18 protein-coding genes are annotated in these 15,971 nt (G+C 68.1%); 8 read left to right on the forward strand and 10 right to left on the reverse strand.

What is annotated here, in order from left to right:
- Positions 1-5: 5 nt before the first annotated feature.
- The 4 genes from ipdC to echA20 are packed head-to-tail and all read right to left on the reverse strand — an operon-like array spanning position 6 to position 3,494.
- Positions 6-1,067, reverse strand: a complete 1,062-nt coding sequence (gene ipdC / locus FND50_RS06095) for a (3aS,4S,5R,7aS)-5-hydroxy-7a-methyl-1-oxo-octahydro-1H-indene-4-carboxyl-CoA dehydrogenase (RefSeq protein ID WP_144285127.1) — start codon at positions 1,065-1,067, stop codon at positions 6-8.
- The gene (gene ipdB / locus FND50_RS06100) at positions 1,064-1,825 is read right to left on the reverse strand and encodes a cholesterol ring-cleaving hydrolase subunit IpdB (RefSeq protein ID WP_144285128.1); all 762 of its coding nucleotides are present in this window, start codon (positions 1,823-1,825) and stop codon (positions 1,064-1,066) included. The genes ipdC and ipdB overlap by 4 nt, the downstream gene beginning before the upstream one ends.
- Positions 1,822-2,712, reverse strand: a complete 891-nt coding sequence (gene ipdA, locus FND50_RS06105; RefSeq protein ID WP_005563742.1) for a cholesterol ring-cleaving hydrolase subunit IpdA — start codon at positions 2,710-2,712, stop codon at positions 1,822-1,824. The genes ipdB and ipdA overlap by 4 nt, the downstream gene beginning before the upstream one ends.
- A gap of 5 nt (positions 2,713-2,717) precedes the next feature.
- Positions 2,718-3,494 carry a (7aS)-7a-methyl-1,5-dioxo-2,3,5,6,7,7a-hexahydro-1H-indene-carboxyl-CoA hydrolase gene (gene echA20 / locus FND50_RS06110; RefSeq protein WP_144285129.1) on the reverse strand — a complete coding sequence of 259 codons (777 nt, stop codon included), beginning with the start codon at positions 3,492-3,494 and terminating at the stop codon, positions 2,718-2,720.
- A gap of 64 nt (positions 3,495-3,558) precedes the next feature.
- Here echA20 and FND50_RS06115 point away from each other — a divergent pair, with 64 nt between their 5' ends.
- The 6 genes from FND50_RS06115 to FND50_RS06140 all read left to right on the forward strand — a co-directional run bounded on the left by FND50_RS06115 (position 3,559) and on the right by FND50_RS06140 (position 9,479).
- Positions 3,559-4,347, forward strand: a complete 789-nt coding sequence (locus FND50_RS06115; RefSeq protein ID WP_144285130.1) for an SDR family oxidoreductase — start codon at positions 3,559-3,561, stop codon at positions 4,345-4,347.
- Complete coding sequence (locus FND50_RS06120; RefSeq protein ID WP_005244594.1) at positions 4,344-5,258, forward strand: SDR family oxidoreductase; 915 nt, start codon at positions 4,344-4,346, stop codon at positions 5,256-5,258. The genes FND50_RS06115 and FND50_RS06120 overlap by 4 nt, the downstream gene beginning before the upstream one ends.
- Before the next feature lie 201 nt (positions 5,259-5,459).
- Positions 5,460-6,323, forward strand: coding sequence for an LLM class F420-dependent oxidoreductase (locus FND50_RS06125; RefSeq protein WP_144285131.1), 864 nt, complete (start codon positions 5,460-5,462; stop codon positions 6,321-6,323).
- 89 nt (positions 6,324-6,412) lie between these two features.
- Positions 6,413-7,660 carry a glycosyltransferase family 4 protein gene (locus tag FND50_RS06130; RefSeq protein WP_144285132.1) on the forward strand — a complete coding sequence of 416 codons (1,248 nt, stop codon included), beginning with the start codon at positions 6,413-6,415 and terminating at the stop codon, positions 7,658-7,660.
- The gene (locus FND50_RS06135; RefSeq protein WP_144285133.1) at positions 7,654-8,394 is read left to right on the forward strand and encodes a class I SAM-dependent methyltransferase; all 741 of its coding nucleotides are present in this window, start codon (positions 7,654-7,656) and stop codon (positions 8,392-8,394) included. The genes FND50_RS06130 and FND50_RS06135 overlap by 7 nt, the downstream gene beginning before the upstream one ends.
- Positions 8,391-9,479, forward strand: a complete 1,089-nt coding sequence (locus tag FND50_RS06140; protein ID WP_144285134.1) for a prenyltransferase — start codon at positions 8,391-8,393, stop codon at positions 9,477-9,479. The genes FND50_RS06135 and FND50_RS06140 overlap by 4 nt, the downstream gene beginning before the upstream one ends.
- Here FND50_RS06140 and FND50_RS06145 read toward each other — a convergent pair.
- Genes FND50_RS06145 through FND50_RS06165 form a run of 5 tightly spaced genes read right to left on the reverse strand, consistent with a single transcriptional unit; the run spans position 9,455 to position 13,638 of the window.
- Complete coding sequence (locus tag FND50_RS06145; protein ID WP_144285135.1) at positions 9,455-10,117, reverse strand: class I SAM-dependent methyltransferase; 663 nt, start codon at positions 10,115-10,117, stop codon at positions 9,455-9,457. The two genes, FND50_RS06140 and FND50_RS06145, sit on opposite strands and share 25 nt — an antisense overlap.
- Entirely contained in the window at positions 10,114-10,506 is a 393-nt protein-coding gene (locus FND50_RS06150) for a carboxymuconolactone decarboxylase family protein (protein ID WP_005244588.1), read from the reverse strand. Before FND50_RS06150 ends, FND50_RS06145 begins: the two co-directional genes overlap by 4 nt.
- A complete protein-coding gene (locus tag FND50_RS06155) occupies positions 10,503-11,378 on the reverse strand; it encodes an NAD(P)-dependent oxidoreductase (RefSeq protein WP_144285136.1) in 876 nt (291 codons plus the stop codon). The genes FND50_RS06150 and FND50_RS06155 overlap by 4 nt, the downstream gene beginning before the upstream one ends.
- Positions 11,375-12,127 (reverse strand): SDR family oxidoreductase, encoded by a 753-nt coding sequence (locus FND50_RS06160; RefSeq protein ID WP_144285137.1) that lies wholly within the window; start codon positions 12,125-12,127, stop codon positions 11,375-11,377. Before FND50_RS06160 ends, FND50_RS06155 begins: the two co-directional genes overlap by 4 nt.
- 41 nt (positions 12,128-12,168) lie before the next feature.
- A complete protein-coding gene (locus FND50_RS06165; protein ID WP_144285138.1) occupies positions 12,169-13,638 on the reverse strand; it encodes an aldehyde dehydrogenase in 1,470 nt (489 codons plus the stop codon).
- Positions 13,639-13,752: 114 nt separating this feature from the next.
- On the opposite strand from FND50_RS06165, the gene FND50_RS06170 reads away from it, so the two are divergent.
- Entirely contained in the window at positions 13,753-14,649 is an 897-nt protein-coding gene (locus FND50_RS06170; protein ID WP_144285139.1) for an SDR family NAD(P)-dependent oxidoreductase, read from the forward strand.
- 279 nt (positions 14,650-14,928) lie between these two features.
- On the forward strand, positions 14,929-15,339 hold the full coding sequence (locus FND50_RS06175) for a hypothetical protein (RefSeq protein WP_144285140.1): 411 nt from the start codon (positions 14,929-14,931) through the stop codon (positions 15,337-15,339).
- A gap of 28 nt (positions 15,340-15,367) precedes the next feature.
- Here the strand turns inward: FND50_RS06175 and FND50_RS06180 are convergent, their stop codons facing one another.
- A complete protein-coding gene (locus tag FND50_RS06180; protein ID WP_005262931.1) occupies positions 15,368-15,970 on the reverse strand; it encodes a TetR/AcrR family transcriptional regulator in 603 nt (200 codons plus the stop codon).
- Position 15,971 lies beyond the last annotated feature (1 nt).

The following is a 15,971-nucleotide window of genomic DNA, read 5'->3' on the forward strand; positions in this document are numbered from 1 at the left end:
TTGGTTCAGGCGCGGAGGGCGCCGAGTGCGTCGATGCGTTTGATCGCGTCGGCGACGATGCCGTCGATGAGGTCCTTGCATGTGGGCAGGTCGTCGAGCAGTCCCACGACCTGCCCGGAGGCGAGGACGCCGGCGTGGGTGTTGCCTTCGACGAGCCCGGCCTTGAGCAGCATCGGGGTGTTGGCGGCCATGATGATCTGCTGCCAGGTGCGGTCGCTGGACTTTTTCATGGCGAGGCCGTCCTTGACGAGCGTCGACCATTTCATGCCGGTCATGGCCTTGAACTTGGACGCGTTGCGGGCGGCCGCGACCAGCCCGCGCATGTTGCCGGAGTGTTCGAGGCTGTTGACGAGGTCGGTGTTGAGGACCCGGTGAGGCATGCCGTCGACCTTGCGGGAGACGGTGGTGTCCTGCAGTCCCCGGGCGAGGTATTGCTGTTTGACGGAGTCGGGGACCGTCGATTCCCGGGTGAGCAGGAAGCGGGTGCCCATCGCGACGCCGGCGGCGCCGTAGGCGAGGGCGGCGGCGAGTCCGCGTCCGTCGTAGAATCCGCCCGCCGCGACGACGGGGATGTCGACGGCGTCGAGCACCGACGGCAGCAGCAGTGTGGTGGCCACGGGGCCGGTGTGCCCGCCGCCCTCGCCGCCTTGCACGATCACCGCGTCGGCGCCCCACGAGGCGACCTTCTTTGCGTGTTTGGCGGCGCCGATCGACGGGATGACCACCACTCCGGCCGCTTTCAGCTTCGCGATCAGTTCCTGCTTCGGTGCCAGCGCGAACGACGCGACGCGCACGTTCTCCCGGATGAGCAGGTCGATGCGTTCCGGGGCGTCGGACGCGTCGGCGCGGATGTTGACCCCGAACGGTTTGTCGGTGAGGGTCTTCGTCTTCGCGATCGCCGATTCGAGTTCGGTGTAGGTCATCGTCGCCGATGCCAGGATGCCGAGGCCGCCGGCGTTGGCGGTGCCGGCGACGAGCCGCGGTCCGGCCACCCAGCCCATCCCGGTCTGGACCACCGGGTGCTCGACGCCGACCAACTCGGTCAGCGCGGTGCGGAGCGTGCTCATACCGACACCTCCCGGTCGCGCAGGCTGCGGGGGTCGAGGACCTCGCGGATCAGCCGCAGTTCTTCGTCGGTGGGTTCGCGGGTCACGCCGGCGTCGGCGAGCCCTGCCACCTCGAACGAGGTGTTCTCGGCGACCTGGTCGGCGGTGACGCCGGGGTGCAGCGACAGCGCGCGGAACGTGTGGCCGGGTCCGCCGAAGTCGAACACCCCGAGGTTGCTCACCACCCGGTGCAGGTGGTGGAAGCGGTACGCGGGGTTTTCCGGGTCGATCTGGTCGTAGCCGACGCCCGAGACGATGTCGACCTTGTCGCAGAACACCCGCGACGAGTGCTTGCCCACCCAGTAGCTGGTGGGGTGGTTGATCGTGTTGCCGGGCGCGCCGCGGACGCCGAACATCTGACGCGTCGGTTGCTGCAGCGGACCGAACGCCGACAGGTTCTGGTTGCCGTGCCGGTCGATCTGGTTGGCGCCCATCACGACGTGCCGCCGGCCGGAGGCGACGACGTCGAACACCTTCCGGAACGGCATCCAGCCCTCGATCGGGGCCTTCGCGCCGACGGCGGGGGTGTCCGCGAAGATCAGGGCCTCGCCGTCGGTGATCAGCAGGTCGGGTTCGGTGGTCAGTCGCGCGAGCCGGGCGCCGATCAGGGGCAGGGTCGCCATCGGGCTGGCCATGATCTCGCCTGCCCCGGAGAAGATGTCGGCGCACGCGATCGCGCAGTACTCCGCGCGGGTGACTTCGGTGATCGTCTCGCTCATGCCTGCTCCTCTGCAAATTTCTTCACGGCGCCCTGGTAGTCGTCCTCGCTGCCGGACAGGTAGGTGTCGACGAACTGCTGCCACGCCTCGGGGGTCTTCGCCGATTCCGCGTAGTGGCGCTGGAACTTCTCGTCGCGGCCGTAGCTGTCGCCGGCGAGGGTGAAGTGGGCCCCGTTCGGGGCCTCCACCACGCCGTCGACCATCATGCGGTTGAGGATGAGGTTCTGCAGCGGAACGGTTTTCACCAGTTCCTCGGTTTCCACCACCCGCTCGACGGAGACGAACCGCTTCTCGGCGGCCGCGCAGTACAGGTCGTCGAAGTAGGGGTCGACTCCGGTGTAGGCGGCGTTGCCGTGCTTGTCGCCGAGGTTCAGATGAACCAGTGCCGCATCGAGATTGAGGGCCGGCATCGCGATCAGCGTCTCCGGCTTGCCGGACGCGTCCGGGTAGGGGGAGGTGACGGTGCGCAGTTCGTCGCCCCAGAATCCCCGGACGTCGGAGCCGAGCCCGGCACGGATCGGCAGGAACGGCAGTCGGGCGGCGGCGGCCTCGAGGCCGCACTTGACCATGCCCTCGTCCATTTCGCGGACCTCGATCTCACCCGCGGTGCGCGCCTTCGCGAACCACGGGTCGTAGAACGGGGCCGAATCGAGGGACACGAAACCGTAGTACGCCTTCGTGACCTTGCCCGCCGAGCACAGCAACCCCAGGTCGGGGCCGCCGTAGGTGACGACGGTGAGGTCGGTGACATCCGAGCGCAGCAGCGCCCGGACCAGCGCCATCGGCTTGCGGCGCGAACCCCAGCCGCCGATGCCGATGGTCATTCCGCTGCGCAGTTCCCCGACCGCATCGTCGAGCGACATCCTCTTGTCGCGCTTGCTCGCCATGGATGTCAGCCTTTCCTGTTGTTCGAGTGGGAGCGGGGCTTGCCGGTTTCGACGAACTCGTCGCGGTGCTCGTCCGAGACGCCGGCCAGGTTGAGTTCGAAGGTGTAGCCCTGCTCGAGGCGGTAACTGGTCTTCACGTCGACGGGGTCGATGCCGTTGATGGCTTCCTTGGCGCAGCGGATGACCCGGGTGTCCTTGGCTGCGATCTTGGCGGCGATGTCGCGGGCGGTGTCGTCGAGTTTCTCGCGCGGCACCACCTCGTACACCGATCCGAAGTGCTGGAGTTGCTGGGCGGTGACGTTCTGCGCCGTGTAGTACAGCGTGCGCATCATGTGCTGGGGGACGAGCCGGGCGAGATGGGTGGCGGCGCCGAGTGCGCCGCGGTCGACCTCGGGCAGTCCGAAGACGGCGTCGTCGGACGCGACGATCACGTCGGCGTTCCCGACCAGGCCGATGCCGCCGCCGACGCAGAATCCGTTGACCGCGACCACGACGGGCACGGCGCAGTCGTAGACGGCGGCGAACGCGGCCGCGCAGCCCCGGTTGGCGTCGACCAGTGCGCCGTAGCCGTCGGTGGCCTGCATTTCCTTGATGTCGACGCCGGCGTTGAATCCGCGCCCCTCCGCCCGGAGGATCACCACGTGGGTGTCCGGGTTCCGGCCCGCGGCCAGGATGGCGTCGGCCAACTCGAACCAGCCCCGGGACGGGATGGCGTTCACGGGCGGGTAGTCGACGGTGACCGTGGTGATGCCTCCCGGTTCGCTAGCACTCCGAATTCCCACTGTTCTTCTCCCTCGTCATCTCCACGACTTCACGCACCAAGCAATTGCTTGGTAGGGTAGCACGATGGAAACGCGTTTCACTCTGGACGGAGCAGTCGTGCTGGTGACCGGCGGTGTTCGCGGGGTGGGCGCGGGCATCAGCCGCACCTTCCTGCGGGCGGGCGCGACGGTGGTGGCCTGCGCCCGCCGACCGGGCGAGGAGCCGGTGGAGGTGGACGGCCGGGCCGCCGAGTTCCTCCCGTGCGACATCCGCGATCCGGAGCAGGTGCAGGGCCTCGTCGACCGGATCGTCGAGCGGCACGGGCGGCTCGATGTCCTGGTCAACAATGCCGGCGGCGCTCCGTTCGCGCTCGCCGCGGATGCGAGTCCGAAGTTCCACTCCAAGATCGTCGAGCTGAATCTGCTCGCCCCGCTCCTGGTGTCGCAGGTCGCGAATGCGGTGATGCAGAAACAGGATTCGGGTGGCGCGATCGTGAACATCTCCAGCGTCAGCGGCTCGCGACCGTCGCCGGGGACCGCGGCGTACGGTGCGGCGAAGGCCGGGGTCGACAGTCTCACCAGCAGTCTCGCGGTCGAGTGGGCGCCCAAGGTGCGGGTCAACTCGGTGGTCGTCGGCCTGGTCCGCACCGAACTCGCGCATCTGCACTACGGCGACGAGGCGGGGATCGCGGCGGTCGGGGACACGGTCCCGCTGGGCCGGATGGCCTGCCCCGAGGACATCGGCAACTGCGCGGTGTTCCTGGCTTCACCGCTGGCGGCGTACGTCAGCGGTTCGACACTGACCGTCCACGGCGGCGGAGAACGTCCCGCCTTCCTGGCGGCAGCTACAGCATCTACAGAGGAGAAGGCATGAGTGGAGTGGTCGACGGTCGCGTCGTCATCGTGACGGGCGCCGGACGCGGAATCGGACGCGCCCACGCGCTGGCGTTCGCCGCCGAGGGCGCGAAGGTCGTGGTCAACGACATCGGAGCCGGTATCGACGGTTCCGCCACCGGGGAGAGTCCCGCCGAACAGGTGGTCGCGGAGATCGTCGCCGCGGGCGGCGAGGCCGTTGTGAACGGCGACGACGTCGCGGACTGGGCGGGCGCCGAGAATCTGATCAACACCGCCATCGACACGTACGGACGCCTGGACGTGCTGGTGAACAATGCCGGGTTCCTGCGCGACCGCATGCTCGTCGGGATGAGCGAGCAGGAGTGGGACGCCGTCGTGCGCGTGCATCTGAAGGGGCATTTCGCGACGCTGCGCCACGCCGCCGCGTACTGGCGCGCCGAGGCGAAGGCGGGCAACCCGGTCGACGCCCGGATCGTCAACACCAGTTCCGGTGCCGGACTGCAGGGTTCGATCGGGCAGGGCAATTACGCCGCCGCGAAGGCGGGGATCGCGGAGATGACCATCCAGGCGGCCGCGGAATTGAAGAACTACGGCGTCACCGTCAACGCGATCGCCCCGGCCGCACGCACCCGGATGACGGTCGGCGCGGGTGGCGCGATGGCGGAGGCGATGGCCGCGCCCGAGGAGGGGTTCGACGCGATGGCCCCGGAGAACATCTCCCCGCTCGTCGTGTGGCTGGGCAGCACGGAGTCGAAGGACGTCACCGGACGCGTGTTCGAGGTGGAGGGAGGCAAGATCACCGTCGCCGAGGGCTGGCGGCACGGTCCCACCCAGGACAAGGGCGCGCGCTGGGAACCGAAGGAGATCGGACCCGTCGTCGCCGACCTTCTCGCCAAAGCCGAAACCCCGGTCCCGGTGTACGGCGCCTGAGCAGGTGAGTGGCGAAGTGTGCTGGGGCACGCATTGCCACTCACCTGCACCGGACGAACGGGACGCCCGTTGCCTCAGATCGAACGAGCGTCCCGTTCGTCCGGCTGCTCGGGGAACTGGAGAGTTGTTTGGACACATTGATAAACAGGTGTCCAGAAGTTAGTGTGCAAGAAGGAAAAGGCTCTCGGCCAAGGAGAATTCGTGAAATTCGGCATTACGTTGTTTACGAGTGACCGCGGGGTCGGGCCGGCCTCGGCCGCGAGGGGTGCAGAGTCCAACGGATTCGACTCGTTCTACGTGCCCGAGCACACGCACATTCCGGTGAAGCGCGATGCGGCGCATCCTCAGACGGGTGACGCGTCGCTGCCCGACGACCGCTACATGCGCACCCTCGACCCGTGGGTGGCGCTGGCCTCGGCGTCGGCGGTCACGGAGCGGATCGAACTCGGGACGTCGGTCGCGCTACCGGTGGAGCACGACCCGATCACGCTGGCCAAGACGATCGCCTCCCTCGACCATCTCAGCGGCGGACGGGTCACCCTCGGCGTGGGGTACGGCTGGAATCTCGACGAACTCACCGATCACAACGTTCCGCCGGCACGTCGCCGGACGATGCTGCGCGAGTACCTCGAGGCCATGCGTGCGCTGTGGACGCAGGACGAGGCGTCCTACGACGGCGAGTTCGTGAACTTCGGTCCGAGCTGGGCGTGGCCCAAACCGGCCCGGGTGCCTCCGGTGATCGTCGGCGCCGCCGGTAACGACAAGAATTTCCGGTGGATCGCGAAATCGGCCGACGGGTGGATGACCACACCGATCGAGCAGGACATCGACGACCGCGTCGTAACGCTACGACGGATGTGGCGTGAGGCCGGCCGGGACGGCGAACCGCGGATCGTCGTGCTCGACGGCAGGCCGGACGTGGACAAGTTGCGGCGGTGGAAGGGCCTCGGTGTCACCGAGGTCGTGTACGGACTGCCCGACCGGAGCGAGGAGGACGTCCTGGCGTACCTGGGGCGCCTGTCCGGAAAACTCGAGGGATTGCGCGAGTCGACCGCGGTGAGGTGAGTGAGTGCGGTTGGATGGGATGAGGGCACACTCGAGTAAGAACGTGTTCTAGTATTGCTTGCCAACTGCTCGAGGAGAGGCCGAAGTCCGTGCGCATCGCACTCTTGTCGTATCGAAGCAAGCCCCACTGTGGTGGGCAGGGTGTGTACGTACGCCATCTCAGCCGTGAGCTGGTCGAACTCGGCCATCAGGTCGAGGTGTTCTCGGGGCAGCCGTACCCGGACGTCGACCCGCGGGTGACGTTGACGAAGGTCCCCAGCCTCGACCTGTATCGCGAGCCGGATCCGTTCAGAACGCCGCACCCACGCGAGTTCCGCGACGCCGTCGACGTGCTCGAGGTCGCGACGATGTGGACGGCCGGTTTCCCGGAGCCGCTCACGTTCAGCCTCCGCGCGGCGCGACTGCTGAAGGAGCGCGCCGACGAGTTCGACGTGGTGCACGACAACCAGTGCCTCGGCTACGGGCTGCTGCAACTTCAGAAGGCCGGACTTCCGGTCGTCGCGACCATCCACCACCCGATCACCCGCGACCGCGAACTGGACCTGGCGTCGGCGAAATGGTGGCGCCAGGTGACGGTCCGGCGCTGGTACGGCTTTCTGCGTATGCAGAAGCGGGTGGCGCGTGCCATCCCCGCACTGCTGACGGTGTCGCAGTCCTCCGCCGACGACATCAGCGCGGCCTTCGACGTTCCCGCCGACAACCTGCAGACCATCCCGCTGGGTGTGGATACCGAGGTCTTCCGGCCCCCGGCCGCCGCCCGGGTTCCGGGCCGCGTCGTGTGCGTGGCCAGCGCCGACATGCCCCTCAAGGGGGTGTCGACGCTCCTCGAGGCGGTCGCGAAGGTGCACACGGAGCGGGCCGTCGAACTGGTGCTGGTCACCAAACTCGCACCCGGGGGAGTGACGGAGAAGCTCATCGAGGAGCTGGCCATCGGCGATGTCGTCCGGACGGTGTCGGGTATCGACGACGCCGACCTGGCGTCGCTGCTGGCATCGGCCGACGTCGCGTGCGTCCCGTCGCTGTACGAGGGCTTCTCGCTGCCCGCCGTCGAGGCGATGGCGTGTGGCACCCCGCTGGTGGCGAGCCGCGCCGGCGCCATTCCCGAGGTGGTGGGAACGGACGAGGAGGCGTGTGTGCTGGTGACGCCCGGCGACCCACAGGAACTCGCGGACGTGCTGGGCGCGTTGCTCGATGATCCGCAGCGCCGGGCCCGGCTCGGCGACGGTGGCCGTCGACGTGTGCTCGAGCGCTACAGCTGGGCCGCCGTGGCGGCGAGAACCGCGCAGACGTATGCCGAAGCGATAGCGCAGACCCGTGAAGGAGGCCGACCGTGCTGACCGTGGACTTCGACCGGCTAATTGTGAAGCCCGGCGACAAGGTGATCGACATCGGGGCGGGCGCCGGACGGCACTCGTTCGAGCTGTATCGACGCGGCGCCGACGTCATCGCCTTCGACCAGAACGCCGACGAACTCGCGGACGTCGAGAAGATGTTCGTGGCGATGGCCGAGGTCGGTGAGGTCCCGGCGGGTGCCTCCGCCCGCGTCGAGGTCGGCGACGCGCTGAACCTGCCGTACGAGGATGCGACGTTCGACGTCGTCCTCATCTCCGAGGTCCTCGAACACGTGCCCCGCGACGGCCGTGCCATCGCCGAGCTGACCCGCATCCTCAAGCCGGGTGGTGTTGCGGCGGTGACGGTTCCGCGGTGGCTTCCGGAGAAGATCTGCTGGGCGCTGTCCGACGCGTACCACGAGGTGGAGGGTGGCCACGTCCGCATCTACCGCGCCGACGAGCTGGCGGAGAAGCTGACGGCCGCCGGCCTGCAGGTCCGGGGCCGGGATCACGCCCACGCCCTGCATTCGCCGTACTGGTGGCTCAAGTGCGCGGTCGGGGTGGAGAACAACGACAACCCCCTCGCGAAGGCCTACCATCAGGTTCTGGTGTGGGACATGATGAAAGCCCCCTGGCTCACGCGCACCGCCGAGAAGGTCCTCAACCCCGTGGTCGGCAAGAGCGTCGTGTTCTACCTCGAGAAGCCGAGGGAACCGAGCGTGGTGAAGGCGCCGCGGTGAGAGCCGCCGGCGTCCCGTCGGTACCGAACGTGTTGTCGGAGAGCCAGGTCAGGCAGACAGCACGGTCGATCGCGGCAGCGCAGGAGTCGTCGGGGGCGCTGCCGTGGTTTCCCGGTGGGCACACCGACCCGTGGGATCACGTCGAATCCGCCATGGCCCTCACCGCCGCCGGCCTGATCGACGAGGCGGTGGGCGCGTACGAGTGGTCGCGGCGGACGCAACGCCCGGACGGTTCGTGGCCGATGAAGTTCCGCGACGGGGCCGTGGAGAATCACGATTCCGACAGCAACTTCTGCGCCTACCTCGCGGTGGGGGTGTGGCACCACTACCTGATCACCGGTGACCGGGATTTCGTCGACACCCTGTGGCCGTCCGTGCAGGGTGGTCTCGATTTCGTCGTCGACATGCAGTCGTCGAGCGGAGAAATCTGGTGGGCCCGCGGCGAGAACGGTCAGGACTGCCCCGAGGCGCTGCTGACCGGGAACTCCAGCATCCATCACAGCCTGCACTGCGGGCTGCTCCTCGCCCGGCTGGTCGACGACCCGCAGCCGGAATGGGAGTTCGCGAAATACACGCTGGGCCACGCGATCAGACAGCACCCGGAGGCGTTCGCGATCAAGGACGAGTACTCCATGGACTGGTACTACCCGATCCTCGGGGGCGCCGTCCGCGGTGAGGTCGCGTCGGACCGCATAGCGTCGCGGTGGGACGACTTCGTGGTCGAGGGACTCGGTATCCGCTGCGTGGACCACCGGCCGTGGGTGACCGGCGCCGAGACGTGCGAACTGGTGCTGGCTCTCGACGCGATGGGGGAACACACTCGTGCGCTCGCACAGTTCGCCGCCATGCAGCACCTGCGGGATCCGGACGGCTCGTACTGGACGGGGCTCGTCTACAGCGACGGCAAGCGGTGGCCGGTCGAGCAGACCACGTGGACGGGCGGGGCGATGATCCTCGCCGCGGACGCGCTGTCCCGCACCACGCCCGGACACGGAATCTTCCAGGACGCGGCGCTGCCCGTGGGACTACCGATCGGCCTCGACCGCTGCGGCGACTACTGTCATGCCAGCGGTTCGCCCGTCTGACCGCCCACCCGCTCGAGAACACGCAGCGACCCGGTGACGGACGTCTCCTTGAATTGTCCTGTCCCCAAAGCCCGTTCGTAGATCTCGAACGGTGGTCGCCCGCCGTCCGCCGGGTCCGGGAACACGTCGTGGATCACCAGGGCGCCGCCGACGTTCACCCACGGTGCCCACCCCTCGAGATCCGCCGACGCCGCCTCCGACGTGTGTCCGCCGTCGATGAAGACGAAGTTCACGGGAGTACGCCAGAACGTCGCCACCGTCGACGACCGGCCCAGCACGCCCACGACGTACTCCTCGAGCCCGGAATCGGCCATCGTGTGCCGGAACCGGCCGACCGTGTCGAGCAGGCCGGTGTGCGGGTCGACGAACGCCGGTTCGTGGTACTCCCAGCCGGGCTGATGCTCCTCGGAACCGTGATGGTGATCGATGGTGACGATGCGGGCGCCCCGCGCCTTCGCCGCCGCCCCGAGATAGATCGTCGAACGACCGCAGTACGTGCCGATCTCGACGCCCACCCCGCCGGGGGACAGGTACTGCATCGCGGCCTCGTGCAGGGCCGTTCCCTCGTCATCCGGCATGAAGCCGGGGGTGGACTCGGCGAGTCGGAGAAGCTCTGGTGTCAGGTGTTCGGTGCTCATGTGGCCTCTGCGTCCGGGGCGGCCGCTCTGGCCGCTTTCTTCCGCTTGTGTAGCACCCCGCCGATCATCGAGTCGAGTTTCGTCCCCAACGGCCAGCCCACGTAGTGGCACAGGAACAGCGCGATCTCCCGGAGTTGGTCCTCGTCCAGTTCCTCGTTGTGCAGGGCCGCCCCCACCTGGATCTCGGCCACGTCGACGAGCCCCTGCGCGGTGAGCGCACCGAGGAGGAGAAGCCGGCGATCGCGGATGCTCAGCCCGGGCCGCGACCAGATGTCGGCGAACAGGTGGTCGGCGGTGACGGCGAAATGCGCGCCGGGCCCGTCCTGCATCTCGAATCCGTAGACCTTCTCCATCATGGCCAGGCCACGGGTGCGGGTGTCGTCGGTCATGGTTGCTCCTTCTTGTCGACGGTGCTGTCGACGCCGAGTCCAGGACCCAGGCCCGTGAGCGCGAGTCGGGCGAACGGCAGCGCGACGTCGAGTCGTTCGCCGAGCCCGATCGCCAGCGACAGGTCCTTCTCCCCGAGGTCCCGGACGTGGGTCATGATCGGGTACCAGTTGTCGGTCTCGTCGAGAGCGTCGGTGGTGTCGCGGAGCATGATCGCTCCGGCGCCACCGGTGATCGCGTCGGTGTGCCGGACGACCTTTCCGAGTTCGGTGATGTCGAGACCGGCGGCCTCGGCGAGCCGCTGCGCCTCGGCGGCGGCCGTGAACGAGACGAAGTGCAGCAGGTTGCGGGCCAGCTTCATCCGCGTTCCCGCGCCCACGTCTCCGGCGTGTACGACGAGTTCGGCCCAGTGCCCGAACGGCTCCCGCACTTTCTCGAACGCGTCGTCGCTCGCCCCGACCATCACCGCCAACTTTCCCTTGTGAGCGCCGGGTGCGCCGCCGCTGACGGGCGCGTCGATCAGGTCGACGCCGTGCGCACGGCACCGGTCGGCGAGTTCGACGGCGGTGACGTCGCTGATGGTGGAGTGCACCGCCACGACGGTGCCCGGCCGCGCGGTGTCGAGGATCTGTGTGACGACCGCGCGCACCTGCTCATCGTTCAGCACGGTCACGGAGATGACGTCCGCGTTCTCCGCCACCTCCCGCGGACTCGACGTCACCTTCGCGCCCGCCTTGCCGAACGGCTCCAACGCCTCCGGCCGGGTGTCGCACACGATGAGCCCGCCGGGGCGGTCCAGCAGCCGTTTGGCCATGGGCGCACCCATGTTGCCGAGGCCGATGTAGCCGACGGACACCTGCTCGGTCGTGGTCATGACCGGAAGATCTGTCCGCCGTCGACGTTGAAGATCTGCCCGGTGATCCAGTTCGCCTCGTCGGAGAGCAGGAACAGGCAGGCGCCGACGAGGTCGTCGGGGGTGCCCATCCGCTTCAGTGGCAACGTCTTGACCATGTCTGCCACCATATTTCCCGGCGTGACGGTACGGGTGGCTTCGGTGTCGATCGGTCCGGGCGCGATGGCGTTGACCCGGATGTTCATGCCACCCACCTCGTGGGCGAGTTGCTGGGTGAGGCCGTTGATCCCGACCTTCGCGAGGCCGTAGAAGCCGGAGTACAGCCATGCGGCCGTGGACGACTGGTTGACGATGGAGCCGCCACCGCGGCTGTTCATGTGCGGCCACACGGCCCGGGTCACGTTGAGGGCGCCGTCGAAGTTCACGGCCATGAACTTCTTGTAGTAGTCCCACGGCACGGTGATGAGGAGATCGAGCTTCATACCGCCGTAGATCGCGGCGTTGTTCACGAGATGGTCGATGCCGCCGAACTTCTCGACCGTGAACTCGGCGAGTTGCTTCGCCGAATCCTCGTCGGCGACGTCGACGTCCTTGAACACCGCAGTCCCGCCGTCCGCGCTGATCTGCTTGGCCACGGTCTCACCGAGCTCCGCATTGAGATCGGCCACCACCACGTTCGCGCCCTCGCGGGCGAGGGCACGCGCGTAGCCCTCGCCGATGCCCTGCGCGGCGCCGGTGACGATGGCCGTCTTCCCGTCGAAACGTCCCATATCGATTGACTCCTGTGTTGTCGGGCCGGCTCGCCGGCGCACTATTGGGCCGGTTCCGCGACCAGCTTGGTTTCCAGGTATTCCTCGAATCCGGCCACGCCCATCTCGCGGCCGATTCCGGACTGCTTGTAACCGCCGAACGGGGCGTCGGCGGAATACCAGACGCCACCGTTGACGCTGAGCGTTCCGGTGCGCACGCCGTCGACCACTCGCTTCACGCGTGCGGGGTCTGTGCCCCACACCGACCCGGACAGCCCGTACGGCGAGTCGTTCGCGATGCTGATCGCGTCCTCGTCGCCGTCGTGGGGAATGATCACCAGCACGGGTCCGAAGATCTCTTCCCGAGCCACCCGGGCGGTGTTGTCGAGGCCGGTGATCAGGGTGGGTTCGACGAAGAATCCACGGTCCCGATCGGCCGGGCGGCCGCCACCGACCACGATGGTGCCGCCTTCCTCCTTCGCGAGCCGCAGGTAGTCCTCGACGCGGGCGCGTTGCCGCGCGGAGATGAGGGGACCGCAGATGGTGCCGGGTTTCGCGGGATCGCCCGCGTGCAATCCGCCGAGCGTCCGGGCCGTGGCCTCGACCGCCTCGTCGTACTTGTCGCGGGGAACGAGCAGCCGGGTGGTGATGGCGCAGCCCTGCCCCGCGTGGGTGGACACGGTGAATGCGGCGACTCCGCACGCACCGGCGAGGTCGGCGTCGTCGAGCACGATGAACGCCGATTTGCCGCCGAGTTCGAGGAACACCTTCTTCAGCGACTCGGACGCCGCCGCCATGACGGCCTTGCCCGTGGCGGTCGAACCGGTGAACGACACGAGGTCGACGCGGGGGTCGACGGAGAGCTGAGCGCCGAGGGAGTGGTCGCTCGACGTGACGATGTTGACCACGCCGGCCGGGAGGTCGGTCTCCTCGGCGATCAGGTGCCCGACGAGGGCGGCGCACCAGGGAGTGTCGGGCGCGGGCTTGAGGACCACCGTGTTGCCGGCCGCGAGTGCGGGGCCGATCTTGGCGAAGTTGATCTGGTGCGGGAAGTTCCACGGCGTGATTGCCCCGACGACGCCGACGGCCTCCTTGAGAACGCGTCGGCGGGTCTTGATGCCCATCGGCTCGGCGATGCCCAGATCCTGTTCCCAGGAATAGCTTTCGGCGAGGTCCGCGAAATACCCGAGGTCGGCGACCGGGCCTTCGAGTTGCGGTCCGCTGGTGAGGAAGGCGGGGGCGCCGACTTCGGCGATGGTGATGTCGCGCAGTTCCTCGATGTGGGACTGCAGCACGTCGCGCAGCTGCCGCAGGCAGCGGGCGCGGAAGGCGTGGTCGCGGGACCACGTGGTGTCGTCGAAGGCCCGCCGGGCCGCGGCGATCGCGGCGTCCATGTCGGACGCGGTGGCGTCGGCGGCTCTCCCGAGCACCTCCTCGGTGGCCGGGTTGATCACCTCGAACGTGCCGCCGGAACCGGGAATCAGTTTGCCGTCGATCAGGAGAGCAGAGCTGTCGGTGGGGCGCAGAGTCATGGATTTTCGCTTCCGAATCGGGTGAGTGTCACATCGATCTCCGAAAACTGGACATGTGTCTGGACTATAGTTTGAACAACTGGATGCCGCAATGACGAGTTCGACGGAGGTGCGATGAATTCACGCGAGGAGAGACGGCTGGACGGGCGAGGCGCCGTCGTCACCGGCTCGAGCCGGGGGATCGGCCGGGCCGTCGCGCACGCGCTCGCGGCCGAGGGGGCCGGCGTGGTGGTCAACGGCCGTGATCCCGATGCGGCGGAGAAGGTGGCCGACGAGATCGTGCTCGGCGGTGGCCGGGCGATCGCGGTGGCTGGATCGGCCGCCGCCCATGGCGTCGCGGAGGCGCTGGTCGACGCCGCGGAATGCGCGTTCGGCCAGGTGGACGTGCTGATCAACTGCGCCGGCGTCGCGGAGCCCGCCGGGTCGTCCATCCTCACCGTCACCGACGAGCAGTGGCGCGAACTCGTCGATGCGCACCTGACGGCGACGTTCCGCACGTGCCGGGCCGCGGCGCCCCTGATGGCGGAACGGGGGCGCGGAACGATCGTGAACACGAGTTCGTTCGCGTTCCTCGGTGACTACGGCGGAACCGGATATCCCGCAGGCAAGGGGGCGGTCAACAGTCTGACCCTCGCCATCGCGGCCGAACTGGCCGGATCCGGCGTCCGCGCCAACGTGGTGTGCCCCGGTGCCAAGACCCGCCTGTCCGTGGGAGCGGAGTACGAGCAGCACATCGAGGAACTGCACAGGCGGGGGATGCTCGACGACGCAACGCGCTACGGCTCGCTGCATCCGGCACCCGCCGACTACGTCGCCCAGCTGTACGCGTTCCTGGCCAGCGACCTCGCCGCCAAAATCACCGGCGGGATCTTCGCCGGATCAGGGTGCTTCGTCGGCAGATTCGACCGGCCGGCTCCGACTGTGCTGGCCTACCGCGACCACGAGACCGAGCCGCCGTGGTCGCTCGACGAGCTGGCGAAGTTGGTGGGTTCCGCTCACTGCGAGCGGTGATGTGACTTGTCCGACGACTCCGAATCGGTGCCCTCCGAGCCCGAGTCGTCGGGATCGGCGAACATCGCCTCGATCCGGTTCAGGATCTACGGGCAGCTCAGTACCTGACGGGTGGGAATCACATGATGCGGTTGCTCGCGGACGAAGCCCGGCAATGTGTCATGTGTTTTCTTTCGGTGCGGCCGGGTGGGGGAAACCCCGCGGTTCCGACGCGAACGCACACCGAATCGGCGGACAATGACTGCACCGGCCAGTGGGTTGCGGCGAGGAAGGGGCGTCATGTCCGAAAGTTCGTCGATCAAACAGGGCGTCGCGGCGGGGACCGCGATGGGTGCAGCGGTCATCATGGTCACCGTCGGACTCCTGCAGTTCTTCCAAGGGCTCGCCGCGGTCTATGAGAACGAGGAGTTCGTGGTGGGGGTGGAGTACCTCTACAAGTTCGACTTCACGGTGTGGGGCTGGATCCATCTCGTGCTGGGTGCGTTGGTCGCGGTGACCGGCCTCGCGTTGTTCACCGGCGCCGCGTGGGCCCGGGTGTCGGCGATCGTGATCGCCGCGATCTCGATCGTGGCCAATTTCCTGTGGCTGCCGCACTACCCGTGGTGGTCGGTGATCGTCATCGCGCTCGACGTGGTGGTGATCTGGGCGATCTCGACGTGGCGGCCGAACCCTTCTGACGCCTGGGCCTGAGAACGGCGACAGTAGGGGTGGTGGCCTTTCAGGACGGGGTGTGCGTTCGCTCCGGCCACCCGACGCTGGACAGTGCTCCGCGCAGCACCGATTCGTAGATCGAGTCCAGGTCCAGTTCGTCGCCGAGGAAGTCGGTGTTCACCAGCATCACGAAGCCGTGCATCGCGGCGAAGATGCTCACTGCCGCGTCGAGGGTGTCCTCGGGCGGCAGTCCGCACGACGCCAGCATCGTGCGCAGCGCTGTGTTCGCGTCCAGTGCCGCGGTGATGAAGGCGTCCCGGTCCACCGGGCTGGTGGTCAGCGTCTGATACCGATGCGGATGCTCGGTCGCCCAGACGCGGTGCGCGTCGACGAGCGCACGAAGGCCGTCCGGACCGCTTCGGCCCATGGCGATCTCGCGCAGGTGGGCACCGAGTTCCGCCATGGTGCGCACCTGGACGGCACCGCGGATGTCGTCGAGGTTGCGGACGTGGTTGTAGAGCGACGCGGTGACGACGTTCAGCCGGGCGGAGAGACTCGTCATCGACAGTGGCTCCCAGCCGAGTTCGTCGATGATCTCGATCGCGGCATCCACGACCTTGTCTCGCGTGAGTGTGCGACGTCGGATCGGTCCGTTCTGCCCTTTCACCATG

The organism is Rhodococcus sp. WB9 (genome assembly GCF_007558985.1).
Taxonomy (GTDB): Bacteria; Actinomycetota; Actinomycetes; order Mycobacteriales; family Mycobacteriaceae; genus Rhodococcus_F; species Rhodococcus_F opacus.

Coding starts and splice junctions, on each gene's coding strand:
- ipdC (WP_144285127.1), bottom strand. CDS start 1,067: ATGAGCACGCTCCGCACCGCGCTGACCGAGTTGGTCGGCGTCGAGCAC.
- ipdB (WP_144285128.1), bottom strand. CDS start 1,825: ATGAGCGAGACGATCACCGAAGTCACCCGCGCGGAGTACTGCGCGATC.
- ipdA (WP_005563742.1), bottom strand. CDS start 2,712: ATGGCGAGCAAGCGCGACAAGAGGATGTCGCTCGACGATGCGGTCGGG.
- FND50_RS06115 (WP_144285130.1), top strand. CDS start 3,559: ATGGAAACGCGTTTCACTCTGGACGGAGCAGTCGTGCTGGTGACCGGC.
- FND50_RS06120 (WP_005244594.1), top strand. CDS start 4,344: ATGAGTGGAGTGGTCGACGGTCGCGTCGTCATCGTGACGGGCGCCGGA.
- FND50_RS06145 (WP_144285135.1), bottom strand. CDS start 10,117: ATGAGCACCGAACACCTGACACCAGAGCTTCTCCGACTCGCCGAGTCC.
- FND50_RS06150 (WP_005244588.1), bottom strand. CDS start 10,506: ATGACCGACGACACCCGCACCCGTGGCCTGGCCATGATGGAGAAGGTC.
- FND50_RS06155 (WP_144285136.1), bottom strand. CDS start 11,378: ATGACCACGACCGAGCAGGTGTCCGTCGGCTACATCGGCCTCGGCAAC.
- FND50_RS06160 (WP_144285137.1), bottom strand. CDS start 12,127: ATGGGACGTTTCGACGGGAAGACGGCCATCGTCACCGGCGCCGCGCAG.
- FND50_RS06165 (WP_144285138.1), bottom strand. CDS start 13,638: ATGACTCTGCGCCCCACCGACAGCTCTGCTCTCCTGATCGACGGCAAA.
- FND50_RS06170 (WP_144285139.1), top strand. CDS start 13,753: ATGAATTCACGCGAGGAGAGACGGCTGGACGGGCGAGGCGCCGTCGTC.
- FND50_RS06175 (WP_144285140.1), top strand. CDS start 14,929: ATGTCCGAAAGTTCGTCGATCAAACAGGGCGTCGCGGCGGGGACCGCG.
- FND50_RS06180 (WP_005262931.1), bottom strand. CDS start 15,970: ATGGTGAAAGGGCAGAACGGACCGATCCGACGTCGCACACTCACGCGA.